This window comes from Kitasatospora sp. NPDC093102, assembly GCF_040683915.1.
Taxonomy (GTDB): Bacteria; Actinomycetota; Actinomycetes; order Streptomycetales; family Streptomycetaceae; genus Kitasatospora.
On sequence record NZ_JBFBFA010000019.1, the window covers coordinates 15,299 to 40,839 of the forward strand.

23 protein-coding genes are annotated in these 25,541 nt (G+C 71.3%); 3 read left to right on the plus strand and 20 right to left on the minus strand.

Translation table 11 applies throughout. The features are described from left to right. Positions 1-227: 227 nt before the first annotated feature. The 18 genes from AB0O11_RS23130 to AB0O11_RS23215 form a co-directional block, all read right to left on the minus strand. Positions 228-890 carry a response regulator transcription factor gene (locus AB0O11_RS23130; RefSeq protein ID WP_224280807.1) on the minus strand — a complete coding sequence of 221 codons (663 nt, stop codon included), beginning with the start codon at positions 888-890 and terminating at the stop codon, positions 228-230. A 114-nt stretch (positions 891-1,004) separates the two neighbouring features. Further along, positions 1,005-2,015 carry a polyprenyl synthetase family protein gene (locus AB0O11_RS23135; RefSeq protein WP_363390095.1) on the minus strand — a complete coding sequence of 337 codons (1,011 nt, stop codon included), beginning with the start codon at positions 2,013-2,015 and terminating at the stop codon, positions 1,005-1,007. Between the two features lie 312 nt (positions 2,016-2,327). After that, positions 2,328-3,950 (minus strand): NADH-quinone oxidoreductase subunit NuoN, encoded by a 1,623-nt coding sequence (nuoN, locus tag AB0O11_RS23140; protein WP_363390319.1) that lies wholly within the window; start codon positions 3,948-3,950, stop codon positions 2,328-2,330. A gap of 11 nt (positions 3,951-3,961) precedes the next feature. Continuing rightward, the gene (locus AB0O11_RS23145; protein WP_363390098.1) at positions 3,962-5,644 is read right to left on the minus strand and encodes an NADH-quinone oxidoreductase subunit M; all 1,683 of its coding nucleotides are present in this window, start codon (positions 5,642-5,644) and stop codon (positions 3,962-3,964) included. Positions 5,645-5,678: 34 nt separating this feature from the next. Then, positions 5,679-7,574: an NADH-quinone oxidoreductase subunit L gene (gene nuoL / locus AB0O11_RS23150; RefSeq protein WP_363390100.1), complete on the minus strand. Its 1,896-nt coding sequence runs from the start codon at positions 7,572-7,574 to the stop codon at positions 5,679-5,681. 14 nt (positions 7,575-7,588) lie between these two features. Continuing rightward, positions 7,589-7,888, minus strand: coding sequence for an NADH-quinone oxidoreductase subunit NuoK (gene nuoK, locus AB0O11_RS23155; protein ID WP_195911268.1), 300 nt, complete (start codon positions 7,886-7,888; stop codon positions 7,589-7,591). Further along, a complete protein-coding gene (locus tag AB0O11_RS23160; RefSeq protein ID WP_363390103.1) occupies positions 7,885-8,847 on the minus strand; it encodes an NADH-quinone oxidoreductase subunit J in 963 nt (320 codons plus the stop codon). Before AB0O11_RS23160 ends, nuoK begins: the two co-directional genes overlap by 4 nt. Further along, positions 8,844-9,452 carry an NADH-quinone oxidoreductase subunit NuoI gene (nuoI, locus tag AB0O11_RS23165; RefSeq protein ID WP_363390105.1) on the minus strand — a complete coding sequence of 203 codons (609 nt, stop codon included), beginning with the start codon at positions 9,450-9,452 and terminating at the stop codon, positions 8,844-8,846. Before nuoI ends, AB0O11_RS23160 begins: the two co-directional genes overlap by 4 nt. A gap of 6 nt (positions 9,453-9,458) precedes the next feature. After that, positions 9,459-10,787, minus strand: coding sequence for an NADH-quinone oxidoreductase subunit NuoH (gene nuoH / locus AB0O11_RS23170; protein WP_363390108.1), 1,329 nt, complete (start codon positions 10,785-10,787; stop codon positions 9,459-9,461). Continuing rightward, positions 10,784-13,363, minus strand: a complete 2,580-nt coding sequence (locus AB0O11_RS23175) for an NADH-quinone oxidoreductase subunit G (protein WP_363390111.1) — start codon at positions 13,361-13,363, stop codon at positions 10,784-10,786. Before AB0O11_RS23175 ends, nuoH begins: the two co-directional genes overlap by 4 nt. Further along, positions 13,360-14,721, minus strand: coding sequence for an NADH-quinone oxidoreductase subunit NuoF (gene nuoF, locus AB0O11_RS23180; RefSeq protein ID WP_363390114.1), 1,362 nt, complete (start codon positions 14,719-14,721; stop codon positions 13,360-13,362). Before nuoF ends, AB0O11_RS23175 begins: the two co-directional genes overlap by 4 nt. Further along, a complete protein-coding gene (nuoE, locus tag AB0O11_RS23185) occupies positions 14,721-15,536 on the minus strand; it encodes an NADH-quinone oxidoreductase subunit NuoE (protein WP_363390117.1) in 816 nt (271 codons plus the stop codon). The genes nuoF and nuoE overlap by 1 nt, the downstream gene beginning before the upstream one ends. Continuing rightward, complete coding sequence (locus AB0O11_RS23190) at positions 15,533-16,873, minus strand: NADH-quinone oxidoreductase subunit D (protein WP_363390120.1); 1,341 nt, start codon at positions 16,871-16,873, stop codon at positions 15,533-15,535. Before AB0O11_RS23190 ends, nuoE begins: the two co-directional genes overlap by 4 nt. Further along, positions 16,873-17,586: an NADH-quinone oxidoreductase subunit C gene (locus AB0O11_RS23195; protein ID WP_363390123.1), complete on the minus strand. Its 714-nt coding sequence runs from the start codon at positions 17,584-17,586 to the stop codon at positions 16,873-16,875. Before AB0O11_RS23195 ends, AB0O11_RS23190 begins: the two co-directional genes overlap by 1 nt. Beyond that, positions 17,583-18,137, minus strand: coding sequence for an NADH-quinone oxidoreductase subunit B family protein (locus AB0O11_RS23200; RefSeq protein WP_355265622.1), 555 nt, complete (start codon positions 18,135-18,137; stop codon positions 17,583-17,585). Before AB0O11_RS23200 ends, AB0O11_RS23195 begins: the two co-directional genes overlap by 4 nt. 128 nt (positions 18,138-18,265) lie before the next feature. Beyond that, on the minus strand, positions 18,266-18,625 hold the full coding sequence (locus AB0O11_RS23205) for an NADH-quinone oxidoreductase subunit A (protein ID WP_030060100.1): 360 nt from the start codon (positions 18,623-18,625) through the stop codon (positions 18,266-18,268). 863 nt (positions 18,626-19,488) lie between these two features. Beyond that, complete coding sequence (locus AB0O11_RS23210; protein ID WP_363390126.1) at positions 19,489-20,187, minus strand: response regulator transcription factor; 699 nt, start codon at positions 20,185-20,187, stop codon at positions 19,489-19,491. Between the two features lie 35 nt (positions 20,188-20,222). Then, entirely contained in the window at positions 20,223-21,308 is a 1,086-nt protein-coding gene (locus tag AB0O11_RS23215; RefSeq protein ID WP_363390129.1) for a histidine kinase, read from the minus strand. Between the two features lie 197 nt (positions 21,309-21,505). Between AB0O11_RS23215 and AB0O11_RS23220 the strand changes: the two genes are divergently transcribed. Then, on the plus strand, positions 21,506-22,081 hold the full coding sequence (locus AB0O11_RS23220; RefSeq protein ID WP_363390132.1) for a hypothetical protein: 576 nt from the start codon (positions 21,506-21,508) through the stop codon (positions 22,079-22,081). A gap of 13 nt (positions 22,082-22,094) precedes the next feature. Here AB0O11_RS23220 and AB0O11_RS23225 read toward each other — a convergent pair whose 3' ends face one another. Further along, positions 22,095-23,081, minus strand: a complete 987-nt coding sequence (locus tag AB0O11_RS23225) for a DMT family transporter (RefSeq protein ID WP_363390135.1) — start codon at positions 23,079-23,081, stop codon at positions 22,095-22,097. A 176-nt stretch (positions 23,082-23,257) separates the two neighbouring features. After that, positions 23,258-23,923: a CatB-related O-acetyltransferase gene (locus AB0O11_RS23230; protein WP_363390137.1), complete on the minus strand. Its 666-nt coding sequence runs from the start codon at positions 23,921-23,923 to the stop codon at positions 23,258-23,260. A 94-nt stretch (positions 23,924-24,017) separates the two neighbouring features. On the opposite strand from AB0O11_RS23230, the gene AB0O11_RS23235 reads away from it, so the two are divergent. Both AB0O11_RS23235 and AB0O11_RS23240 read left to right on the plus strand, forming a co-directional pair. Next, positions 24,018-24,668, plus strand: a complete 651-nt coding sequence (locus AB0O11_RS23235) for a TetR/AcrR family transcriptional regulator (protein ID WP_363390140.1) — start codon at positions 24,018-24,020, stop codon at positions 24,666-24,668. Between the two features lie 84 nt (positions 24,669-24,752). Next, entirely contained in the window at positions 24,753-25,460 is a 708-nt protein-coding gene (locus AB0O11_RS23240) for a peptidylprolyl isomerase (RefSeq protein WP_363390143.1), read from the plus strand. Positions 25,461-25,541 lie beyond the last annotated feature (81 nt).

Below are 25,541 nucleotides of genomic sequence, written 5' to 3' on the forward strand. Positions count from 1 at the left end.
GGTGCACCTCTCGCATCCTATGCGGGCCGACACGACGGCGGACGGAACCACGGCAGTTATTTCACCGGCCCGCGGCTGCACCGCACATACTCGTCAACGCCCGCCCGCCGGAGATCATTCCGGCTCGGACGGGCGGGCGCGAGCACCCGGCGGGCGCATGGCCGAGATGTGCCCCCCCCGGAGGGCGTGCCCCGGGAGCCGGGGCAGCGGAACCGGAGGGGCGGGCCTCAGGAGTTGAGGTACGTGAGCACGGCCAGCACCCGCCGGTGGTCCTCCGCGCTCTGGGCCAGGCCAAGCTTGAGGAAGATGTTGCTGACGTGCTTCTCCACTGCGCCGTCGGAGACGACCAGCTGCTTGGCCACCGCGGCGTTGGTGCGGCCCTCCGCCATCAGCCCGAGCACCTCGCGCTCGCGCGGCGTGAGATTGGCCAGAACGTCGCCCTTGCGGCTGCGGCTGAGGAGCTGCTGCACCACCTCCGGGTCCAGCGCGGTGCCGCCCTCGGCGACCCGGACCACCGCGTCGGCGAACTCGCGCACCTCGGCGACCCGGTCCTTGAGCAGGTAGCCGACGCCCCGGGTGGAACCGGCCAGCAGCTCCGAGGCGTAGCGCTCCTCCACGAACTGCGACAGCACCAGCACGCCCAGCTGCGGGTAGCGGCCGCGCAGCTCGACGCAGGCGCGCAGGCCCTCGTCGGTGTGGGTCGGGGGCATCCGCACGTCCGAGACCACGACGTCCGGCAGGGCGTCGGCCGCCGCCAGGTCGTGGATGGCCTTCACCAGGGCCTCGCCGTCCCCGACCCCGGCGACGACCTCCAGGCCGCGATCGGTGAGCAGCCGGGTCAGTCCCTCCCTCAGCAGTACGGAGTCCTCGGCTATGACGACGCGACGCATGGCGACCTTCCCGGCAGGCGTGTGCTGACGGGTGTCAGTCTCCCCCATCCCGGGGCGTGCCGAGGGCCAGGGCCCGGCCTCACCGCGGCCCGGCCCGGACGGCCCCGGCCCGGCTCACATGGTGCGGATCGCCACCGCGTCGCAGAGGCCCTCCAGGGCGGCCTTCGCCGGGCAGTCCGGCAGCGGGGCGAGCAACGCCCGGGCCTCCTCGGCCCGGCGCAGGGTCTCGGCGCGGGCGCGCTCCAGCGCGGGGTGGGCGCGCAGCAGGCGCAGCGCCTCGGCGTGCAGGTCGTCGTCGGAGAGGTCCTGGTCGAGCAGTTCGCGCAGCCGGGTGTCGTCCGGGTCGGCCGGGTCGGCGGGCATCTGCTGAAGCAGCAGGGTCGGCAGGGTCGGCACGCCCTCGCGCAGGTCGGTGCCGGGAGTCTTGCCGGACTCGTGGCCGTCGCTGGCGATGTCGAGCACGTCGTCGGCCAGCTGGAAGGCGATGCCGATCCGCTCGCCGAACTCGCCGAGGGTGTCCACCAGCTCGCGCTCGGCGCCGGCCATCAGCGCTCCTATCCGGCAGGAGACGGCGATCAGCGAACCGGTCTTGCCCTCCAGGACGTCCAGGTAGTGCAGCAACGGGTCCATGTCCGGGCCGGGGCCGCGGGTCTCCAGGATCTGGCCGGTGACCAGCCGCTCGAAGGCCTCGGCCTGCATCCGCACGGCCTCCGGGCCGAGGTCGGCGAGCACCTGGGAGGCGCGGGAGAACAGGAAGTCGCCGGTGAGGATGGCGACCGAGTTGTCCCAGCGGGAGTTGGCGCTCGGTGCGCCGCGGCGCACCGGCGCCTCGTCCATGACGTCGTCGTGGTACAGCGTGGCCAGGTGGGTCAGCTCGACCACCACGGCGGCGGGCACCACGCCGGGCGCCCCCTGGTCGCCGAACTGGGCGGCGAGCAGCAGGAGCAGCGGACGGAAGCGCTTGCCGCCGGCTTCGAGGAGGTGGCTGGCGGTGACGGTGATGAACGGGACGTCGCTCTTGACGGCCTCACCGAGCGCCGCCTCCACCGCGTCCAGTCCGGCCTGGACGTCCCGGGTCAGGTCGCGGTCCTGCACGCTGAGCCCGAAGGGTTCCACGACGGTCACGAAGACCACTCCTCTGTCCCTGGTCGATCTAGCGGCCTGGTCCCTGAGTGCCGCCGCTGGCCATACAGGCAGGGTATCCGGTCGTGAGTGGATCACTGCACGGGCGTGCGGATCCTGTCATGATCGGGCCTGATGCCCTGGTCAGGGCTGCTGTGCGGGCCGGACGGCGGTGGGGGTGAATTCGGATGGAAACAAAGGTGGGAGAGCCGGTCGGAACTCCCCCGGCCCCGGCTCCCGACAAAGACCCGTCCGGACCGCGCGGACTGGGCGCGGCCCGGACGGGGCCCTGGTCGGGGGCGGCGGACGCAAAGGTCAGCGCACGAACAGTGCGGCCTTGGACGCGAGGTCGAGGAAGTACTGCGGCAGCAGTCCGAGACCCAGCGTGACCAGCACCCCCACCCCGATCGCGGTCGCCGTGAAGGCGCTCGGGATCGCCACCGTGGGGCCGCCCGGCTGCGGGTCCGAGAAGAACATCAGCACGATGACCCGGATGTAGAAGAACGCGGCCACTGCCGAACTCAGCACACCGACGACCACCAGCGGGGTCGCCCCGCCGCTGGCCGCGGCCTGGAAGACCGCGAACTTCCCGGTGAAGCCGGAGGTCAGCGGAATCCCGGCGAACGCCAGCAGGAACAGCGCGAACACCGCCGCCACCAGCGGCGAGCGCCGCCCGAGCCCGGCCCAGCTGGACAGGTGGGTCGCCTCGCCCTTGGAGTCGCGCACCAGGGTGACCACGGCGAACGCACCGAGCGTCACGAAGGAGTACGCCAGCAGGTAGAACAACACCGAGGAGATGCCCTGCTTGTTGACGGCGATCACGCCGGTCAGGATGAACCCGGCGTGCGCGATCGAGGAGTACGCCAGCAGGCGCTTGACGTCCTGCTGGGTCACCGCGAGCACCGCGCCGACGACCATGGTGAGGATCGCCACCCCCCACATCACCGGCCGCCAGTCCAGCCGCAGGCCCGGGAAGGCCACGTAGAACAGCCGCAGGAAGGCCCCGAAGGCCGCGACCTTGGTGGCCGCCGCCATGAAGCCGGTCACCGGGGTCGGCGCGCCCTGGTAGACGTCCGGCGTCCAGGAGTGGAAGGGCACCGCGGCGACCTTGAACAGCAGGCCGACCGCCAGCATCGCCAGGCCGGTCAGCACCAGCGCGTCGCTCTGGGTGGTGCTCAGCAGCGCGGGGGTGGTCATCGCCTTGCCGGAGATGACGTCGCCGATGTCGCCGAGCCGCACGCTGCCCGCGTAGCCGTACACCAGCGCGGTGCCGAACAGGAAGAACGCCGAGGCGAAGGCACCGAGCAGGAAGTACTTGACCGCCGCCTCCTGGGAGAGCAGCCGACGGCGCCGGGCCAGCGCACACAGCAGGTACAGCGGCAGCGAGAAGACCTCCAGCGCCACGAACATGGTCAGCAGGTCGTTGGCCGCGGGGAACAGCAGCATGCCGCCGACCGCGAACATGGTGAGCGGGAAGACCTCGCTGGTGGCGAAGCCGGCCCGGACCGCGGCCCGCTCCTGCTCGCCGCCGGGGGTGGCGGCGGCCTGGGCGGCGAAGGCGTCGGCGGGCAGGCCGCCGGCCTTGGGCTCCAGCCTCCGCTCGGCGTAGGTGAGCACCGCGACCACGGCGGCCAGCAGGATCACGCCCTGGAGGAACAGCGCCGGGCCGTCCAGGGCGACGGACTCCATGGCCAGCAGGTCCACCTTGGTGGAACCGTAGCCCTGCGCGGCCAGCGCCACCACGGCGACGAAGGCGCCGACCAGCCCGCCCAGGGCGAGCGCCACCTGCGTCCAGTGCCGGAACCGGCGGGGCGCGAAGGCCTCCACCAGGACACCGGCCACGGCGGCGGCGAACACCACTAGCATCGGGGAGAGCTGGCCGTACTCGATGTGCGGTGCCGGGATGCCGGCGGTGTTGCCGCCGGCGGCGGCGAGCATTGCGGTGGTGCTCACTTCCGCTCACCTCCTGAGGTGGCGGCGACCGGGTGGGCCGGCGCCGGATCGGTCCGGTGGATCTGCGAGAGCGTCGCGTTCACCGAGGGGTTGACCAGGTCGGTGAGCGGCTTGGGGTAGACGCCGAGCAGGATGGTCAGCGCCACCAGCGGGCCGACCACGGCGAGTTCGCGGGCCTTGAGGTCGGGGATCGTGCGCACCCCGTCCTTCACCGGGCCGGTCATGGTGCGCTGGTACAGCAGCAGGGCGTACAGCGCGGCCAGCACGATGCCGAAGGTGGCCACGATGCCGATCGCCGGGTAGCGGGTGAAGGTGCCCACCAGCACCAGGAACTCGCTGACGAACGGGGCGAGCCCGGGCAGCGACAGGGTGGCCAGACTGCCGATCAGGAAGGTCCCGGCGAGCACCGGGGCGACCTTCTGCACACCGCCGTAGTCGGCGATCAGCCGCGAGCCGCGACGGGAGATCAGGAAGCCGGCCACCAGCATCCACGCCGCCGTGGAAAGGCCGTGGTTGACCATGTAGAGGGTGGCGCCGCTCTGGCCCTGGCTGGTCAGGGCGAAGATACCCATGATGATGAAGCCGAAGTGCGAGATCGAGGCGTACGCCACCAGGCGCTTGATGTCCTTCTGGCCGACCGCCAGCAGCGCGCCGTAGACGATCCCGATCAGCGCGAGGACCAGGATCGCCGGGGCGAAGGTCTTCGAGGCGCTCGGGAACAGCCCGAGGCAGAAGCGCAGCATCGCGAAGGTGCCGACCTTGTCCACCACCGCGGTGATCAGCACGGCGGTGCCGGCGGTGGACTCGCCCATCGCGTTCGGCAGCCAGGTGTGCAGCGGCCACAGCGGGGCCTTCACCGCGAAGGCGAAGAAGAAGCCCAGGAACAGCGCCTTCTCGGCGGTACCGGTCAGCTGGATCCGACCGTCGGCGATCGCCGAGGTCAGGGTCGGCAGGTCGAAGGTGCCGAAGCCCTGGTCCTGCGCGATCACGTACAGGCCGATCACGGCGGCCAGCATCACCAGGCCGCCGAGCAGGTTGTAGAGCAGGAACTTCACGGCCGCGTAGGAGCGCTGACGCGCCGACTCGGGGCCGCCCGCCCGGTCGCCGAAGCCGCCGATCAGGAAGTACATCGGGATCAGCATGGCTTCGAAGAACACGTAGAACACGAAGACGTCGGTGGCGTAGAAGGAGACGACCACCATCGCCTCCACCGCCAGGATCAAGGCGAAGAAGCCCTGGGTGCGGCGCCTGTTCTCGAAGGTGCCGTCGGGCCGGGCCGGGCCGGCCCCCTCTCCCCCGGCCCGGCGGCCGGAACGTGCCCCCGGCCCGTCGGCGGGCGAGGAGGGCGGGTCGGCGTCGTGCCAGGAGGCGAGGATCACCAGCGGCACGAGCACGGCGGTGAGCAGGGCGAGCACGACGCCGATGCCGTCCACGCCGAGCGAGAAGGTGATGCCGAAGGAACGGATCCAGCTGTACGACTCGGTCAGCTGGAAGCGGGCGCCGTGCGGGTCGAACCGCGTCGCCACCGCGGCGGCCAGCACCAGGGTGACGGCCGAGACGCCCAGCGCAACGGCCTTGGTGGTCCTGCGCCGGCTCTCGGAGGACCCGGCGGGCAGCGCGGCGGTCAGCACCGCGCCGGCCGCCGGAACGGCGCAGGTGGCGGTCAGAAGCGCGCTCATGCGCCCACCCCCCGACGGATATCAGGACGAGTCATCACGTGGACCTCATCAGGAGAGTCGTGGCGACCAGCACCAGCGTGCCGCCGAACATGGAGAGCGCGTACGAGCGGACGAAGCCGTTCTGGACCCGGCGCAGCCGGCCGGAGAGCCCGCCGATCGCTGCGGCCAGGCCGTTGACCACGCCGTCCAGGCCTCGGCTGTCGAAGTAGACCAGCGCCGCGGCGAGCGCCGAGCCCGGCCGCACCAGCACCGCGTGGTTGAAGTCGTCCTGCAGCAGGTCGCGGCGGGCCGCCCGGGTGAGCGGGGAGCCCACCGGCGGCACCACCGGGACCGGCGAGCGCCCGTACATCAGGTACGCGACGCCGACGCCGGCCAGCATGCATGCCGTGGTCAGCAGGGTGACGGTCAGCGGGGCGAGCGGGGAGTTGCCCTCCTCGTACCCGGTGACCGGCTCCAGCCACTTCAGGAAGGAGTCGTTGAAGGCGAACAGCCCGCCCGCGAAGACCGAGCCGACGGCCAGCAGGACCATCGGGACGGTCATGGTCCTGGGCGACTCGTGCGGGTGCGGGGCGTTGCCGTCAGCGTCCGGCTGCCAGCGCTTCTCACCGAAGAAGGTCAGCACCATCACCCGGGTCATGTAGAACGCGGTGACCGCCGCGCCGACCAGCGCGCACAGCCCGAGGATCCAGCCCTCGGTGCCGCCCTTGGCGAAGGCCGCCTCGATGATCTTGTCCTTGGAGAAGAAGCCGGACAGGCCCGGGAAGCCGATGATCGCCAGGTAGCCGAGGCCGAAGGTGACGAAGGTGACCGGCATGTACTTGCGCAGGCCGCCGTAGTGGCGCATGTCCACCTCGTCGTTCATGCCGTGCATGACCGACCCCGCGCCGAGGAACAGCCCGGCCTTGAAGAAGCCGTGGGTCACCAGGTGCATGATCGCGAAGGCGTAGCCGATCGGGCCGAGCCCGGCCGCCATCACCATGTAGCCGATCTGCGACATGGTCGAGCCGGCCAGCGCCTTCTTGATGTCGTCCTTGGCGCAACCGACGATCGCACCGAACAGCAGCGTGACCGCTCCGACCACCACCACGGCGGTCTGGGCGTCCGGCGCCAGGTCGAAGATCGTCGCGGAGCGGGTGATCAGGTAGACGCCCGCGGTCACCATGGTGGCCGCGTGGATCAGCGCCGACACCGGGGTCGGGCCCTCCATCGCGTCCCCCAGCCAGGACTGCAGCGGCACCTGCGCCGACTTGCCGCAGGCCGCCAGCAGCAGCATCAGCCCGATCGCCGTCAGCTTGCCCTCGCTCGCCTCGTGCGCCGCTCCGAAGACCGGGTCGAAGGCGAAGGAGCCGAACTCCGCGAACATCAGCATGATCGCGATCGACAGGCCGACGTCGCCGACCCGGTTGACGATGAAGGCCTTCTTCGCCGCCGTCGCCGCGCTCGGCTTGTGCTGCCAGAAGCCGATCAGGAGGTACGAGGCCAGGCCCACGCCCTCCCAGCCGAAGTACAGCAACAGGTAGTTGTCCGCGACCACCAGCAGCAGCATGGCGGCCAGGAACAGGTTCAGGTACGCGAAGAAGCGGCGCCGGCGCTCGTCGTGCGCCATGTAGCCGACCGAGTAGAGGTGGATCAGCGTGCCGACGCCGGTGATCAGCAGGACGAAGGTCATCGACAGCTGGTCGAGCCGGAAGGAGACGTCGGCCTGGAAGCCGTTCACCTGGATCCAGCTGAACAGGCGCTCGGTGACCGCCCGGTGCTCGGCGTCACGGCCGAGCATGTCCGAGAACAGGGCCAGGCCGAAGCCGAACGAGAGCGCCGCGAGCGCGGTGGCCAGCCAGTGGCCGTACCGGTCCAGCGCCCGGCCACCGAGCAGGAGCAGGGCGGCGCCGGCCAGTGGGGCCGCCACCAGCAGCGGAATGAGAGAGTTCACCGAAGGCCCTCCGCCTACAGCTTCATCAGGTTGCTGTCGTCGACCGAAGCGGAGTGCCTGGTCCGGAAGATGGAGACGATGATGGCGAGGCCGACCACGACCTCGGCCGCCGCGACCACCATCGTGAAGAACGCGATGATCTGGCCGTCCAGGGTCCCGTGCAGCCGGGAGAAGGTCACCAGGGCGAGGTTCGAGGCGTTGAGCATCAGCTCCACGCACATGAACAGCACGATCGCGTTGCGCCGGATCAGCACCCCGGCCGCGCCGATGGTGAACAACAGGGCCGACAGGTAGAGGTAGTTGACCGGGTTCACTCCGTGCCCTCCTCGTCGGCCGGATGCTCCACGTTGTTCGCCGGCACCGGCTCGCCGTTCGTCGGAACCGGCCGGCCGTTCGCCGGAACCTGCTGGCCGTTCGCCGGCACCGGCTTCAGCGACTTGCGCGGGGGCGCCATCGCCGGCCGGTCCGAGGACGGACGGCCCAGCCAATCCGCCGTGGTGTTCTCCAGCTCCGCCATCCGCTGCAGCATCGCCTGGCTCACGTCCCGGACCTGGCCGCGCTCGCGCAGCGTCGCCATCACCGAGTCCTCGGCGATCGTGCCGTCCGGCAGCAGCCCCGGGATGTCCACCGCGTTGTGCCGCGCGTACACGCCGGGCGCCGGCAGCGGCGGCACCTGGATGTTGTCCTTGATCCGCTGCGCCGCCAGCTCGCGCTGCGTCTTCGGCGCCTTCACGTGCTCCCGGTGCGTCAGCACCATCGCGCCGATCGCCGCGGTGATCAGCAGTGCGCCGGTGACCTCGAAGGCCCACACGTACCGGGTGAAGATCAGCCGGGCCAGGCCCGGCACGTTGCCCTCGGCGTTCGCCTCGGACAGCCCGGTGAAGTGGTTCAGCTTCGCGTTGGCGATCCCGGCGATCAGCAGCACGCCGAAGCCCAGCCCGCACAGCGCCGCGGCGAACCGCTGGCCCTTCAGCTGCTCCTTCAGGGAGTCCTCGCTGGTGACGCCGACCAGCATCACCACGAACAGGAACAGCATCATGATCGCGCCGGTGTAGACCACGATCTGCACCACGCCCAGGAACACCGCGCCCTGGGCCATGTAACAGACCGCCAGCGCCATCATGGTGCCCGCCAGGCAGAGCGCGCTGTGCACGGCCTTGCGCATCAGCACCATGCCCAGCGCGCCGCCGACCGCGATCACCGCGAGCACCCAGAACTGGACGGCCTCACCCGTCGAGGTCGTCCCGACCGCTTCCGCCAGCTGCGCGCTCACTGCTGCACCTCCCTCTCCCGGTCGGTGCGCTCCTGCTGAACCGTCCCCGGCGCCGCCTCGGTGACCTCGCCCCGGTAGTACGCACCCTCGTCGGCGCCCGGGAAGATCGCGTGCGGGGTGTCGACCATGCCCTCGGACAGGCCCACCAGCAGCTGCTCCTTGGTGAAGATCAGGTCCCGCCGGGAGGAGTCGGCCAGCTCGTACTCGTTGGTCATGGTCAGCGCCCGGGTCGGGCAGGCCTCGATGCACAGCCCGCACAGGATGCAGCGGGCGTAGTTGATCTGGTACACCGCGCCGTAGCGCTCACCCGGGGAGTAGCGCTCCTCGTCCCGGTTGTCCGCGCCCTCCACGTAGATCGCGTCGGCCGGGCAGGCCCACGCGCACAGCTCGCAGCCGACGCACTTCTCCAGGCCGTCCGGGTGCCGGTTCAGCTGGTGGCGGCCGTGGAAGCGCGGAGCGGTGGGCTTCTTCTGCTCCGGGTACTGCTCGGTTAGCCGCTTCTTGAACATGGCCTTGAAGGTCACGCCGAAGCCGGCGGCCGGGCCGAGGATCGACGGACGGTCGGCCCGCTCGGGGCGGTCCGTACGATCGGACTGGTCGGACATCTCGGTTCAGCTCCCTTCGGAATGGTCGGCCCCGTTGAGGGCGTCCTGGAGTTGCTTCGGGGCGCGGCTGCGCCGGCGCGGCACCGGCGGGAGCACCTGACCGGGCAGTGGCGGGACCGGGTAGCCGCCCGCCATCGGGTCGAAGTCGGCCTCGGGCGGGGTGTCCTCGGGTTCCGGCTGCTTCCTCAGGAAGTCCCGCAGCAGCGCCAGCAGCAGCACCACCCCGACCGGGGCGCCCACGTACAGCAACACCTCGCCGAAGCCGTAGCCCTCGTTGCGCAGCGCCCGCACGCTCGCGATCAGCACCAGCCACACCAGCGAGACCGGGATCAGCACCTTCCAGCCCAGCTTCATGAACTGGTCGTAGCGGAACCGGGGCAGCGTGCCGCGCAGCCAGATGAAGAAGAACAGCAGCAACTGGATCTTCAGCGTGATCCACAGCATCGGCCACCAGCCGTGGTTGGCGCCCTCCCAGAAGGTCGACACCGGCCACGGAGCCCGCCAGCCGCCCAGGAAGAGGGTCGAGGCCACCGCCGAAACCGTCACCATGTTCACGTACTCGGCCAGCATGAACATCGCGAACTTCAGCGAGGAGTACTCGGTGTTGAACCCGCCGACCAGCTCGCCCTCCGCCTCCGGCAGGTCGAACGGCGCCCGGTTGGTCTCACCGACCATCGCGATGACGTACACGATGAACGACACCGGCAACAGCGCCGCGAACCAGGTCGGCTGCTGGTGCGCCACGATCTCCGAGGTCGACATCGAGCCCGAGTAGATGAACACCGCCGCGAAGGACAGGCCCATCGCGATCTCGTAGCTGATCATCTGTGCGGACGAGCGCAGCCCGCCCAGCAGCGGGTACGTCGAACCCGAGGACCAGCCGGCCAGCACGATGCCGTAGATGCCCACCGAGGCCGTCGCCAGGATGTACAGCAGCGCGACCGGGAAGTCCGTCAGCTGGAGCGGCGTGCGGGTGCCGAAGATCGACACCTCGTTGCCGGCCGGGCCGAACGGGATCACCGCGAAGGCCATGAACGCGGGGATGGCGCAGACGATCGGGGCCAGGATGTAGACCACCTTGTCCGAGCCCTTGACCACCAGGTCTTCCTTCAGCGCCAGCTTCACGCCGTCCGCCAGCGACTGCAGCAGGCCCCACGGGCCGTGCCGGTTGGGCCCGATGCGCAGCTGCATCCAGGCCACCACCTTGCGCTCCCAGACGATCGCGATCAGCACCGTCAGGACCAGGAAGGCGAAGCAGAACACCGCCTTCAGCAGCACCAGCCACCACGGGTCCTGCCCGAAGAAGTGGAGCGTCTCGTACGGCTGCGAAGTCATCGGTCCTCCCCTTCGCCCGCGGTCTCGTCCGCGGTCACCCCGGTCCGGTCCTGCGCTGCCCGGTCCTGCGCTGCTTCACCCTGCGCCGCCTGGTCCTGCGCCGTCGGCTCGGACTCGGACTCGGACTCGGACTCGGCCGCGGCGATCGTGACCAGGTGGCCGACGGTGGTGCCGAGCGCGCGGTGGGCACCGCCCGGTGTGGAGTCGAGCGGGACCCAGACCGTGCGGTCCGGGATCGAGTCGGTGACCTCCAGCGGCAGGGCCAGCGAGCCGGCCGGGCCGGTCAGCCGCAGCGCGGCAGCCGCCTCGGCACCGATCTCCTTGGCCGTCTCCGCCGAGATCCGGGCCACCGCCCGGTGCCGGGTGCCCGCCAGGTGCGGGTCCCCCTGCTGCAGCACGCCGTTGTCCAGCAGCATCCGCCAACCCGCCAGCACCGCCTGGCCGGTGGCCGGCCGGGGCAGCGGGCCCGGGTGCGCCGCCGGGTCGGCCGTGCGGTCGCCCTCCCAGGGGGCGAAACGGTCCAGCTCCAGCCGGGCCGCCCGGACGTCCGGCAGGCCCAGCCGCCGGCCCAGCGCGTCTGCCAGCATGCCCAGCACCCGCAGGTCCGACTGGAGGTGCCGGCCCATCTGCTGGTCCGGCTTGAGCGCGGACTCGAACATCCGTACCCGGCCCTCCCAGTCCAGGAAGGTGCCGGCCTTCTCCGCCACCGCCGCCACCGGCAGCACCACGTCGGCGCGGGCCGTCACCGCCGAGGGCCGCAACTCCAGCGACACCAGGAACGGCACCGCCGCCAACGCCTCGTCGGCCAGCACCGGGTCCGGCAGGTCGTCCGGGTCCACGCCGCCGACCAGCAGCGCGTCCAGCTCGCCGCTCAGGGCCGCAGCCAGGATCCCGTCGGTGTCCCGACCCGGCCGGGTCGGGAGCTCGGCCCCGCCCCACACCGCGGACGCCTCCGCCCGGGCCGCCGGGGCGGCCACCGGACGGCCGCCCGGCAGCAGGCCCGGCAGCGCGCCCGCCTCCACCGCCCCGCGCTCTCCGGCCCGGCGCGGCACCCAGGCGAGCTTCGCGCCGGTCGTGTGCGCCAACCGCAGCACCGCCGTCAGCGCGCCCGGGACGGCGGCCAGCCGCTCACCCGCGAGGATCACCGCGCCCGGGGTGCGCAGCAGTTCGGCCGCCCGGCCGGCGTCGTCGTTCAGCGGCTCGTCCGCCGCCAGCGCCGCAAACCACTCCGGCTCGGTGCCGGGAGCGGCCGACAGCAGCGCGCCGTGCAGCTTCGCCAGGCCCCGGGAGCCGAACGCGGCCACCGAGAACACCTTCAGGCCCGTCGCCCGGGTCGCCTTGCGCAGCCGCAGGAAGACGATCGGCGACTCCTCCTCCGGCTCGAAGCCCGCCAGCAGCACCGCCGGCGCCCGGTCGAGGTCCTCGTACGCCACCCCGGTGCCGTTCACGTCGACGCCCCGCCCGGCCACCGCCGCGGCCAGGAAGTCCGCCTCCTCACCGCTGTGCGGGCGGGCCCGGAAGTCCACGTCGTTGGTGCCGAGCACCACCCGCGCGAACTTCCCGTACGCGTAGGCGTCCTCGACCGTCACCCGGCCGCCGGCCAGCACCCCGGTCCGGGCCCCGCGCAGCCCCTCGGCCGCCCGGGCCAGCGCCTCCGGCCAGGAGGCCGGCACCAGCTCGCCGTCCACCCGCACCAGCGGGGTGGTCAGCCGGTCGCGCTGCTGGGCGTAGCGGAAGGCGAAGCGGCCCTTGTCGCAGTTCCACTCCTCGTTCACCGCCGGGTCCTCGCCGGCCAGCCGGCGCAGCACCTTGCCGCGCCGGTGGTCGGTGCGCTGCGCGCAGCCCGAGGCGCAGTGCTCGCACACGCTCGGCGAGGAGACCAGGTCGAAGGGGCGCGAGCGGAACCGGTACGCCGCCGAGGTCAACGCGCCCACCGGGCAGATCTGGATGGTGTTCCCGGAGAAGTACGACTCGAAGTCGTCGCCCTCGCCGGTGCCGACCTGCTGCAGCGCCCCGCGCTCCACCAGGTCGATGAACGGGTCCCCGGCGATCTGCTGCGAGAAGCGGGTGCAGCGCGCGCACAGCACGCAGCGCTCGCGGTCCAGCAGCACCTGGCTGCTGATCGGCACCGGCTTCTCGTAGGTGCGCTTCATGCCCTCGAAGCGGGAGTCGGCGGCACCGCTGGTCATCGCCTGGTTCTGCAGCGGGCACTCGCCGCCCTTGTCGCAGACCGGGCAGTCCAGCGGGTGGTTGATCAGCAGCAGCTCCATCACGCCGCGCTGTGCCTTCTCGGCCACCGGCGAGCTGAGCTGGGTGCGCACCACCATGCCCTCGGCCACCGGGATGGTGCAGGAGGCGACCGGCTTGCGCTGGCCCTCGATCTCGACGATGCACTGGCGGCAGGCGCCGGCCGGGTCGAGCAGCGGGTGGTCGCAGAAGCGGGGGATCTGGGTGCCGATGGTCTCGGCGGCCCGGATCACCAACGTTCCCTTGGGGACCTGCACTTCGACGCCGTCGATGGTGAGCGTGACCAGTTCGACCGCGGTCTCGGAGGCGGTTGGCTCTGTGATCGTCACGCGTGCACCTCCCTTTCGGTGGCGGACTGGTGGCCGGGGCGGGGGCCGTCGGCCCAGACGGTGGAGGCGGCCGGGTCGAACGGGCAGCGGCGCTCGGCCAGGTGCTGCTCGTACTCGGCCCGGAAGTACTTGAGCGAGGAGACGATCGGGCTGGCCGCGCCGTCGCCCAGTGCGCAGAAGGACTTGCCGTTGATGTTGTCGGCGATGTCGAGGAGCTTCTCCAGGTCCCCGTCGACGCCCTCGCCCGCCTCGATCCGCTTGAGCAGCTGGACCAGCCAGTAGGTGCCCTCGCGGCAGGGGGTGCACTTGCCGCAGGACTCGTGGGCGTAGAACTCCGTCCAGCGGGTGACCGCGCGCACCACGCAGGTGGTCTCGTCGAAGACCTGGAGCGCCTTGGTGCCGAGCATCGAGCCCGCCGCCCCGACGCCCTCGTAGTCCAGCGGGACGTCGAGGTGCTCGTCGGTGAACATCGGGGTGGAGGAACCACCGGGGGTCCAGAACTTCAGCCGGTGCCCGGGGCGGATGCCGCCGCTGAGGTCGAGCAGCTGGCGCAGCGTGATGCCGAGCGGGGCCTCGTACTGGCCGGGGTTGGTGACGTGGCCGGAGAGCGAGTAGAGCGTGAAGCCGGGGGACTTCTCGGTGCCCAGGGCCTTGAACCACTCCTTGCCGCGGGCCAGGATCGGCGGCACCGAGGCGATCGACTCGACGTTGTTGACCACCGTCGGGCAGGCGTACAGGCCGGCGATCGCCGGGAACGGGGGCCGCAGCCTGGGCTGGCCGCGCCGGCCCTCCAGCGAGTCGAGCAGTGCCGTCTCCTCGCCGCAGATGTAGGCGCCGGCGCCGGCGTGCACCGTGATGTCGAGGTCGATGCCCGAGCCGAGGATGTTCCGGCCCAGCAGCCCCGCCCCGTACGCCTCGGCGACGGCCGCGTGCAGCCGGCGCAGCACCGGGACGACCTCGCCGCGCAGGTAGATGAAGGCGTGGTCGCAGCGGATCGCGTAGGAGGCGATGATCATGCCCTCGATCAACGCGTGCGGGTTGGCGAACAGCAGCGGGATGTCCTTGCAGGTGCCCGGCTCGGACTCGTCCGCGTTGACCACCAGGTAGTGCGGCTTGCCGTCGTTCTGCGGGATGAACTGCCACTTCATGCCGGTCGGGAAGCCGGCGCCGCCGCGGCCGCGCAGGCCGGCGTCCTTGACCAGGGCGATCACGTCGTCCGGCGGCATGGCGAGGGCCGCCTTGAGTCCCTCGTAGCCGTGGTGGCGGCGGTAGGTGTCGAGCGTCCAGGGACGGCTGTCGTCCCAGGAGTCGGACAGGACCGGGGTGAGCAGTTTCTCGGCCGGCTCGGCAGAGGTCATCACGCTTCGCTCCCTTCCTGGCCGTTGCCCTCGGGGCGGGGGGATTCGGAGCGGGGTGCATCGGGGCGGGAGGCATCGGGGCGGGGCGGCTCGTTGCGCGGGGAGACGACCCTGGTGCCGGGGGCGCCGGGCAGGGCCTCGCCGCGGGACAGCCGCAGGCCGGCCAGGGAGGGCGCGCCGCCGGCACCGGACTCGTCGTTGGCGCCCGGGCGCTCGTCGGGGAAGCCGGCCAGGATCCGGGCGGTCTCCTTGAAGCCGCACAGCCGAGCGCCGCGGGTGGGCCGGACCTCACGGCCGGCGCGCAGGTCGTCGACCAGCTGCCGGGCGCTCTCCGGGGTCTGGTTGTCGAAGAACTCCCAGTTGACCATCACCACGGGCGCGTAGTCGCAGGCCGCGTTGCACTCGATGTGCTCGATCGAGACCTCGCCGTCCCCGGTGGTCTCGTTGTTGCGGATGCCCAGGTGTTCCTGGAGCTCGGCGAAGATCTGGTCGCCGCCGAGCACCGCGCACAGGGTGTTGGTGCAGACCCCGACGTGGTACTTCCCGGCCGGGCGGCGCCGGTACATGGTGTAGAAGGTCGCCACCGCGGTGACCTCGGCGGTGGTGAGGTCCAGCTGCTCGGCGCAGAAGCGGATCCCGGTCGGGCTGACGAAGCCCTCCTCGGCCTGCACCAGGTGCAGCAGCGGCAGCAGCGCCGAGCGGCGCTGCGGGTAGCGGCCGATCAGCTCGGCCGCGTCGGCGGCCAGCCGGGCGTGCACCTCCTCGGGGTACGGTGCGGCCGGCAGCGCCGGCAGTCCGAGTTCGACGTTGGTCACCGGTCCACGCCTCCCATCACCGGGTCGATCCCGGCCACCGCGACGATCACGTCGGCCACCTGGCCGCCCTCGCACATCGCCGCCATCGTCTGCAGATTGGTGAACGACGGGTCCCGGAAGTGGACCCGGTACGGCCGCGTCCCGCCGTCGCTGACCACGTGCACGCCCAGCTCGCCCTTGGGCGACTCGACCGCCGCGTACGCCTGGCCGACCGGCACCCGGAAGCCCTCGGTGACCAGCTTGAAGTGGTGGATCAGGGCCTCCATCGAGGTGCCCATGATCTTGCGGATGTGGTCGAGGGAGTTGCCCATCCCGTCCGGACCGACGGCCAGTTGGGCGGGCCAGGCGATCTTCTTGTCGGCCACCATGACCGGGCCCGGCCGCAGCCGGTCCAGGCACTGCTCGACGATCCGCAGCGACTGCTTCATCTCCTCCAGGCGGATCAGGAAGCGGCCGTAGGAGTCGGCGCTGTCGGCGATCGCGACCTCGAAGTCGTAGTCCTCGTACCCGCAGTACGGGTCGGTCTTGCGCAGGTCGTGCGGCAGGCCGGTGGCCCGCAGGATCGGGCCGGTGGCGCCGAGGGCCAGGCAGCCGGGCAGGTCCAGGAAGCCGACGTCGACCAGGCGGGCCTTGAACACCGGGTTGCCGGTGGCGAGTTTGTCGTACTCGTGCATCCGGGAGCGGAAGACCTTGACCGCCTCGCGGATCTGGTCGACGGCGCCGGGCGGCAGGTCCTGGGCGAGGCCGCCGGGGCGCACGTACGCGTGGTTCATGCGCAGGCCGGTGACCAGCTCGAAGACGTCCAGGATCAGCTCGCGGTCCCGGAAGCCGTAGATCATCAGGGTGGTGGAGCCGATCTCCATGCCGCCGGTGGCCAGGCAGACCAGGTGCGAGGCGATCCGGTTGAGCTCCATCATCATCACCCGGATGACGCTGGCGCGGTCCGGGACGTCGTCGGTGATGCCGAGCAGCTTCTCGACCGCCAGGCAGTAGGCGGTCTCGTTGAACAGCGGGGTCAGGTAGTCCATGCGGGTCACGAAGGTGGTGCCCTGGACCCAGCTGCGGAACTCCATGTTCTTCTCGATGCCGGTGTGGAGGTAGCCGATGCCGCAGCGGGCCTCCTTCACCGTCTCGCCGTCGATCTCCAGGATCAGCCGCAGCACGCCGTGGGTGGACGGGTGCTGGGGGCCCATGTTGACGATGATGCGCTCGTCGTCGGCCCGGCCGACCGCCTCGACCACCTCGCCCCAGTCGCCGCCGGTGACGGTGAAGACCCGGCCCTCGGTGGTCTCGCGGGCGTCCGCTTCCTCGGTCTCTCCAAAGTGCTGGGTGTTCATCAGCTGTACGACCTCCGCTGGTCGGGAGCCGGGATCTGGGCGCCCTTGTACTCGACGGGGATGCCGCCGAGCGGGTAGTCCTTGCGCTGCGGGTGGCCCAGCCAGTCGTCCGGCATCATGATCCGGGTGAGCGCCGGGTGGCCCTCGAAGACCAGGCCGAAGAAGTCGTAGGCCTCGCGCTCGTGCCAGTCGTTGGTCGGGTAGACGCTCACCACGGAGGGGATGCGCGGGTCGGCGTCGGGCGCGGTGACCTCCAGCCGGATCAGCCGGCCGTGGGTGATCGAGCGCAGGTGGTAGACCGCGTGCAGCTCGCGGCCCTTGTCGCCGGGGTAGTGCACGCCGCTCACGCCGAGGCACAGTTCGAAGCGCAGCGCCGGGTCGTCGCGCAGGATGCGGACGGTCCCCAGCAGGTGGTCGCGGTCGATGTGGAAGGTGAGCTCGCCGCGGTCGACCACGGTCTTCCCGATCACCTCGACCGGGTCCAGGCCCTGCTCCTCCAGGGCGCCCTCCAGCTCGTCGGCGACCTCGTCGAACCAGCCGCCGTACGGGCGTTCACTCGGACCGGGCAGCGCAATCGGGGCGGCCAGGCCGCCGAAGCCGGAGGTGTCGCCGCTGCCCTTGGCGCCGAACATGCCCTGGCGGCGGCCGACCACCTCGACCGGGATCTCACGGACCGGCTGCTCCCGGCGGGTCTCGGGTACCTGGTCGTTCATCGCAGCTGCCCCCGCATCTCACTGATCGGGGTGGCCTTGAGTGCGAGCGCCTCGCCGAGTTCCTCGGCCCGGCGCTTGTTCACTCCGAGCGGCTCGTGCTGGATCTTGTCGTGCAGCTTCAGGATGGCGTCCATCAGCATCTCCGGACGGGGCGGACAGCCGGGCAGGTAGATGTCCACCGGGACGATGTGGTCGACGCCCTGGACGATCGCGTAGTTGTTGAACATCCCGCCGGACGAGGCGCAGACGCCCATCGAGATGACCCACTTGGGGTTGGGCATCTGGTCGTACACCTGGCGCAGCACCGGGGCCATCTTCTGACTCACCCGGCCCGCCACGATCATCAGATCGGCCTGACGGGGGGAGCCCCGGAAGACCTCCATGCCGAACCGGGCCAGGTCGTAGCGGCCTGCGCCGGTGGTCATCATCTCGATCGCGCAGCAGGCCAGACCGAAGGTGGCCGGGAAGAGTGACGCCTTGCGCACCCAGCCGGCGGCCGTCTCCACCGTCGTGAGCAGAAAGCCGCTCGGCAGCTTCTCCTCGATTCCCATCAGATCCCTCTCAATGCCCTCAAGTCCGCTGATACGTGGGCCGGTTCTGGCTTGTCCGCTCTTTCACAAGCGGGTGCGCAGCCGGCGGACGGGTGGGGTCAACACCCCGCGCTCGGACCACCCCGCGCTCAGTCCCACTCCAGGCCGCCGCGCCGCCACACATAGGCGTACGCGACGAAGACGGTGGCGATGAACAGGAGCATCTCGACCAGCCCGAAGATCCCCAGGGCGTCGAAGGTCACCGCCCAGGGGTAGAGGAAGACGATCTCGATGTCGAAGACGATGAAGAGCATCGCCGTCAGGTAGTACTTGATCGGGAACCGACCGCCGCCCACGGGCTGCGGGGTCGGCTCGATGCCGCACTCGTACGCCTCCAGCTTGGCCCGGTTGTAGCGCTTGGGGCCGGTGAGTGAGGCCATCACGACGGAGCCGACCGCGAACGCCGCCGCGATGGCACCGAGTACGAGGATCGGCGCGTAGGCATTCATAGCCCCCGCTCCCTCCGTCCAGTCGTCCTTGACTGCAGATCGGAACCGGCGGGTCACACTGAGGTGAACCCGCGTTCCAGTTCCCGAGATCCACCTCATGTGAGGCAGTTCACAAAGCCTGGAACGAGCGCATCCTATGCCCGTCGGCTTGTGATCTGCGACACGCAGTTCACCGCCATCTTTGTGATCTACGACACCATGTGAATGGTGTCGAATGCGAACATGCCCAGATCTGTCGACGCATAGCAGTCAAATGATCACAAACAGTCGCATTTACCTGTGAAGCGGCTGGTCAGGGGCATGGTCCTATATCAACCATGCATCGCCTTGGGCAAATTTCCAGGCGTCATGTTGACGTGTTATGTCGGCTCACTCGGAGGGGTGGCGGGGGGCCGAACGCTCGCTTGACCCTTCGTTCACAAGCGCGCGAGCTTGTCGTTGGGTGGGGTTGCCCTCCCCCTCGCCCACCCGCCCGCCGACGCCTCCGCCCGACGCCTGTGCCTGCTTCCTACGCCCGACGCCTGTGCTGGGGTTGGCGGCACTGCCTGCGCTGGGGTTGGCGGCACTGCCTGCGCTCGGCCGCTTCGGTTGTGCGGCAGCGCGGGCCGTGTGGGCCACGCGCCATTGGGGGTGGGCGGCGCCGACCATGCAGGCCTCACGGCCGCACCGCCGAAGCGGGGTCGGCGCCCTCGCCCGCACCGCACCTGCAAGTCCGCCGCCCGCCTGTGCCGGGCCGCGACCTCGCACTGGTCAGCGCTGACCTTGCCCGGGGCCGGCCCGCTCCGGCACTGCCCGCCGTGCTCGGGGCCTGCCAGCCTAGGCCCCGGGCTGCCCGGGCTCTCGCCCTCCGGGCCAGGGGCCGGTTACTGGCGGCCCGCCCCCTGCTCCCAGATCCAGGCCGCGATGCCCACCCGGTTACGGGCTCCGATCTTGCGCTGGATGTTGGCGAGGTGGTTCTTCACCGTTCCCGGTGAGATGAACAGTCCTGCGCCGATCTCGGCGTTGGTCGCGCCGTCTGCCACCAGCTCGGCGATCTCCCTTTCTCTCGTGGTCAGTTCCTCCGTCGGCCCGGCTATCGGCGGCGGAGCCGCCACAGCCGCCTTGGCGGCCGGCGCAGGCTTCGGCTCCGTACCCGGGAGTGCCATGTGCCGCAGGAGCCGGACGGTGATCTGCGGGCTGATCAACGCGTCCCCGGCCATCGCCGCCCGGACCGCCTCGATCAGCAGCACCGGCCCCGACCGCTTCAGCAGGAATCCGGCCGCCCCGTGCCGCAGTGCCGTGTGCACGTACTCGTCCAGGTCAAAGGTGGTCACCACGATCACCTTGCACTGGTCGGCCAACTGACGTGTGACCTCCAAACCGTCCAGCTTCGGCATCCGGATGTCCGCGAGCACCACGTCCGGCCGCAGTCTCCTTGCTTCCTCCACCGCTGCGGCGCCGTCCGCCGCCTCAGCCACCACCACCATGTCCGGCTGGACGTCCAGGATCATCCGGAACGCACTACGAACGTCCGCCTGGTCGTCCGCGATCAGGATCCGAACCGGCCCTGTGCCATTGCCCATATCCGCACCTCCCCGTTACCGACCCGCGTCGGCTTCTACGATCGCGCCGGCCCTGCGCCGGCCTCCTCCAACGGCAGTACCGCCGTCACCCTCCAGGCCTCCCGCTCGTGTGGGCCGGCTTCCAGCGAACCACCGAGGGCCTCCACCCGGGCCGCCAACCCAGGCAGTCCGCTTCCGCCGCCACGGCGCGGCCGCCCTGCCGGGCCCGGTGCCCGACCGTCGTTGGTCACGGTCAGCTCCAGCCTTGCGCCACTGCGGCGGGCCCTGATCTCGACCGCCCGCGCGGCCGGAGCGTGCCGCCGGACATTGGTCAGTGACTCGACCACGATCCGGTGGACGGTGCCCTCCACCTCACGCGGCACCGACTCCTCCAGCAGCTCCAACCGGACTTCGGCGCCGCCCGTCGCGGTGAACCGCTCGGCCACCCCGGCGAGTTCGGCGAGCCCGGGCTGCGGACCGCGGCCGCCGCCCTCCTCGCTGCGCAGCAGCTGTACCGTCCGGTCCAGCGAGGCCAGCGCCCGCTGCCCGGCCTGCTCTATTCGCTGGAACATCTCGGCCGCCCGGGCCGGGTCGATCCCGGCCAGGTAGGCCCCCGCCTGGGCCTGGGCGACCATGCCGCTGACATCGTGCGCCACGAAGTCGTGCAGGTCGTGGGCCAGTTCGATTCGCTGTGCCCGCCTGGCCTCGGCCACCGCCTTGTTGCGTCCCTCGTCCAGGCCCCGCAGGTAGAGCCCGATCAGGACGACCGGCAGGGAGAGCATCGATCCGAACCCGAAGAGCGTGAGCGTGTCCGCGGGCCCCTCGATGAACGCGAACCGGGACGGCCAGAGGGCGACCGCTCCGCATGCCGTCCAGGCCGCGGCCGCACACCGCGGGCCGTCCTCGGCGCGCAGGCTGATGACCACCGACAGCAGCAGGACGGCCAGTTCGGCCAGGCCCAACAGCCCGGCCCAGCGCTGGCCCTCCGCCCAGCGGCCGAGGAGCCAGACGGCGAGCGTGACCACGACCGATGCCGCCCCGAGCGCCATGGTCACGGCCGCCGCCCCGTACCGCGCCCGCGCCGCCCAGGCCGGCGGCACCAGGACCAGGACAACACCGGACAGAACCTGAGTCATCGTCATCACCTCTCCTCGACTCTTCGACTGCCGTCACATTACGACGCCACCCATGCGGCATGCCTGTGCCGATCGGCATATTTCAAAGGCCGGTTGAACAGGAGGAACAGCCCGATCGGCATCTGCCGCAAACCCCTGGCCGGCCTCCAGTCTTGAGTCATCGCACCGGCCACGGAGGCCGGAGCCGAAGGGAGTCCACCACCATGTCGAAGCTCGTGATCAACGCCCGCAGCACCACCCGCCGGGCCGAGGCGACCGCCCCGGTCGTCCCGCCCGCCCCGCGCTGGGCCCAGCTCGCCGCCAAGGCCGCCGCCCTCACCACCGTCCCCTCGGGGCTGTGGCGAATCGTCTTCGGCTTCGGCGCCCCGATGGGTTTCACCGGCGCGACGGCCGCTGCGTACGCCGAGCACCAGCCGGGCTGGGGCACGGTCTACTGCGTGGCGCTGAGCGCCCTTGCCGAGTCGCTGGCCTTCCTGACCCTGGGCCTGGTCCGGCCCTGGGGGCTGATCGCGCCCCGGTGGATCCCGCTGATAGGCGGCCGCCGGGTCCAGCCACTCGCCGCGATCCTCCCGGCCATGCTGGGCTCGGTGGTGCTCACGGCCGTCGGCATGGAGGCGCTCTTCGGCGGCTGGGCACGCAACCTGGTCGATCCGGATTCGCCGCGTGGCTTCGCCGCCGTGGTGATGACGCTCGCATACCTGCCCCTGGTCGCCTGGGGCCCGCTGCTCGGTGCGGTCACCCTCGACTACGCCCGCCGGACGCTGCGGCGGCGCCGGTGACGAGGGTGGCTGGTCACACCCGGGCCGGCTCGGCATTCGACCCCGCCGCGTCAGGATCGCCCTCTCCCTCTCCCTGGCCTCTGGGCGGGCGCGGCGCGGGAGCGGTGCGCCGGCCCCACTCGGTCGCGACCAGCACGAGGGCTCCTCCGAGCAGGGCAAGCGGGCCCATCCGGTTCCCGGCCACGGTGATCCCGAAGACGGCGGCCCACAGCGGCTCGGTGCCGAGCAGCAGGCTCACCCGGGAGGGCGAGGTGGCCCGCACGGCCCACATCTGGACGAAGAAGGCGAACAGGGTGCAGAACAGGGACAGATGGAGCAGCCAGACCCACTGGCCGACCCCGTACGAGCGTGCGACCGTCCAGGGCGCGGGCCCGACCGATGGCGCGACGACGGCGAAAACGCCGGTGGCCACGGCGAGTTGGACCCAGGTGACGGCGAGCATGTCGGTGTCGCGGACGGCCCGGGTGCGGGCCATCGCGAGGACGTACGCCGAGCGGACCAGGGCGGCGCCCAGCACCAGCAGATCACCGAGCATGGGAGGGCGCAGCCCGCCGTCGCCGGTGAGCAGGGCGACGCCGAGGACGGCCAGTCCGGCGGCCGCGAGGAAGGCCTTCGGTGGCGCGGTCCGGCCGAGGGCGCTCTCGCCGAGCGGGGTGAGCACCATCGCGAGGCTGATGATCAGACCGGCATTGGTCGCGGAGGTGTGGACGGCGCCGTAGGTCTCCAGCAGGAAGATCCCGCTGAGCACCAGTCCCAGTGCGGCACCGCCGAGCCACTCGGCACGGTTCAGCCTCCGCAGGGCACGCCATGCGACCACCCCGAGCAGCGGCAGCACCAGCCCGAACCGCAGTACGAGCATCGCCACCACCGTCCCGGGCTCGGCCACCCGCTGGACGGCGAGGAAGCTCGACCCCCACACCACGGCCACGAGCAGGACCGGAAGATCACGAAGGACCGACGAGGACGAACCCTCGGGCAGGTCGGAAGAGGAGGCTGGCATGCGAAAGATCCCTCCGAACGGACGGAACCGGCGGGCGCGAGTACCGTACGGCGTCGGACGGACCCAGGAGCCGGGCGGAAGGCCCGGCGGTGGACGGGGCGGAACGCGGAGCAAGGGGGCGCCATCCTCGCGCACCGGGCCACCGATGATCAATGCCCTGTCCGGGCACGGGTGGGTCAGGCGGCGAGCAGACCGTTCGCCGCGGCGATCGCCTCGATGTCGGCCGGGGTCCCGGACATGATGACGCGGACGTGCGCGGTGACCAGCTCGGTCGGCCAGTCCCACCAGGCCGAGCGGAGCAGGCGCTCGATGTCGGCGTCGTCGAAGCGGCGGCGGATCGGGCGGGCGGGGTTGCCTCCGACGACGGTGTACGGCTCGACGTCGGAGGTGACCATGGCTCCGGCGGCGATGATCGCGCCATCGCCGATCCGGACACCCGGCAGGACGGTGGCCCCGTGACCGAACCAGACGTCGCTGCCGACCACCGTGTCGCCCCGGCTGGGCAGGCCCGTGACGATGTCGAGGGTCCGCTCGGTCCAGCTGCCGCCGAACATCGTGAAGGGGAAGGTGGAGACACCGACGGTCGGATGGGCTGCGCCGGCCATCAGGAAGCGGGTGCCGGTGGCGATCGCGCAGTACTTGCCGATCACCAGCCGCTCGGGGCCGTACGCATAGAGGACGTTGCGCTCCTCGAAGCGGGTGGCTCCGTCGGGGTCGTCGAAGTAGGTGTACTCGCCGACCTCGATCCGCGGGTCGGTGACGAGCGGGCGCAACAGGACCACCCGGTCGTGGCCGGCGAGCGGGTGGAGGGCGGCAGGGTCGGGGATGACAGTGGCGGGCACGCGAGCTCCTCTCGTAATGCGACTTGAGTCGCATTACGATGAGCATGGCACGACCACCACCCCTCGGCAAGCCTTAACGCAACTGGAGTCGACTTTGACTGGCCCCACCCACCCCGCACCGGAACCCCGCACCCCCACCCCACGCCCGGGCGGCCGCAGCGCCCGGGTCCGGGCGGAGGTGGTCGCCGCCACGCTCGCGGAGATCACCGAGAAGGGATACGACGGTCTCACCGTCGAGGCGGTCGCCGCCCGCGCCGGAGTCCACAAGGCAACCCTCTACCGGCGCTGGGGCGGGGTGGACGGCCTGGTCGCCGACGCCCTGACCGCCTCCGCCGACCAGGCCTGGCCCCTGCCCGACACCGGAGACCTCCAGCAGGACCTCCGCCGGATCACCCGGGAGGTGTTCAGCGTCTTCACCGACCCGGAACTCGGCCCCACGCCAACCGCGCTGATCTTCGCCGCCCAGCGCTCGGACGCCGGGGCGGCCGCCCTGCGCGCCTTCTTCGCGGCCCGCCACCGGCAGGCCGCCGAGGTGGTCGAACGGGCCGCCGCCCGCGGCGAGTTGCCCGCCGGGACGGACAGTGCCGAAGTGGTACGGGCCGCCGTCGCCCCGCTCTACTACCGCCTGTTCGTCTCCGACGATCCGCTGGACGCCCGCACCGCCGAGCGAGCCGCCGACGCCGCCGCCCTGGCCGCCCGCACCGGACTCTTCGCGCCCACCTCGCCCGCCCCGGAGCAGAACTGACAAACCATCACACCGCTGTCGCCCGAGGAACCACGGCCGTCCCAACCCCTACCGCATCCCCACCAGGCCGTGGATGATGCACCCATGACAACCCCGCCGTCCACCACCCCCCGGAAGGCCCGTCACGTGAAGCGCAAGCACTGGGCGCTGGTCGCCGCTGCCACCGTCCTCCCGCTCGTGGCGAGCACCGGCACCGCCTTCGCGGAAGCCCCCGCGGCTGCCGCCCCCGCCGCAGGCTGCACCTACACACCGGCCGTCCCGGCCGACAATTTCAAGGGCATCCCGGTGTTCGACGCCAAGAAGGCGGCGAAGCCCTACCGCGCGACACTGCGGACCAGCCAGGGCCAGATCACCTTCGAGGCACTGACCGACAAGGCGCCCTGCACCACCTTCTCGTTCCGGTTCCTCGCCGAGCACGACTACTTCGACCGCAGCCACTGCCACCGCCTCACCACCCAGCGGATCTACGTCCTCCAGTGCGGCGACCCGACCGGCACGGGCAGCGGCGGTCCGGGCTACTCGTTCCCGGACGAGAACCTGACCGGTGCCACCTACCCGGCCGGCACCGTGGCCATGGCCAACGCCGGCCCGAACACCAACGGCAGCCAGTTCTTCTTCGTCTGGAAGGACACCAAGCTCTCCCCCGCCTACACCCCGTTCGGCCGGATCACCGCCGGCCTGGACGTCCTCCAGAAGATCGCCGCCGGTGGCGAGGACGACCAGAACAACCCGGGCGACGGCTTCCCCAACCTCCCGGTGAACATCCGCAACGTGAAGATCAGCGCCCGCTGACCCGGAGGGCCGGACAGCCCCGGCCTGCCACCCGCCCGCCCCCGCTCCCGTACGGTGGCAGCACACCGACGACACCGCATG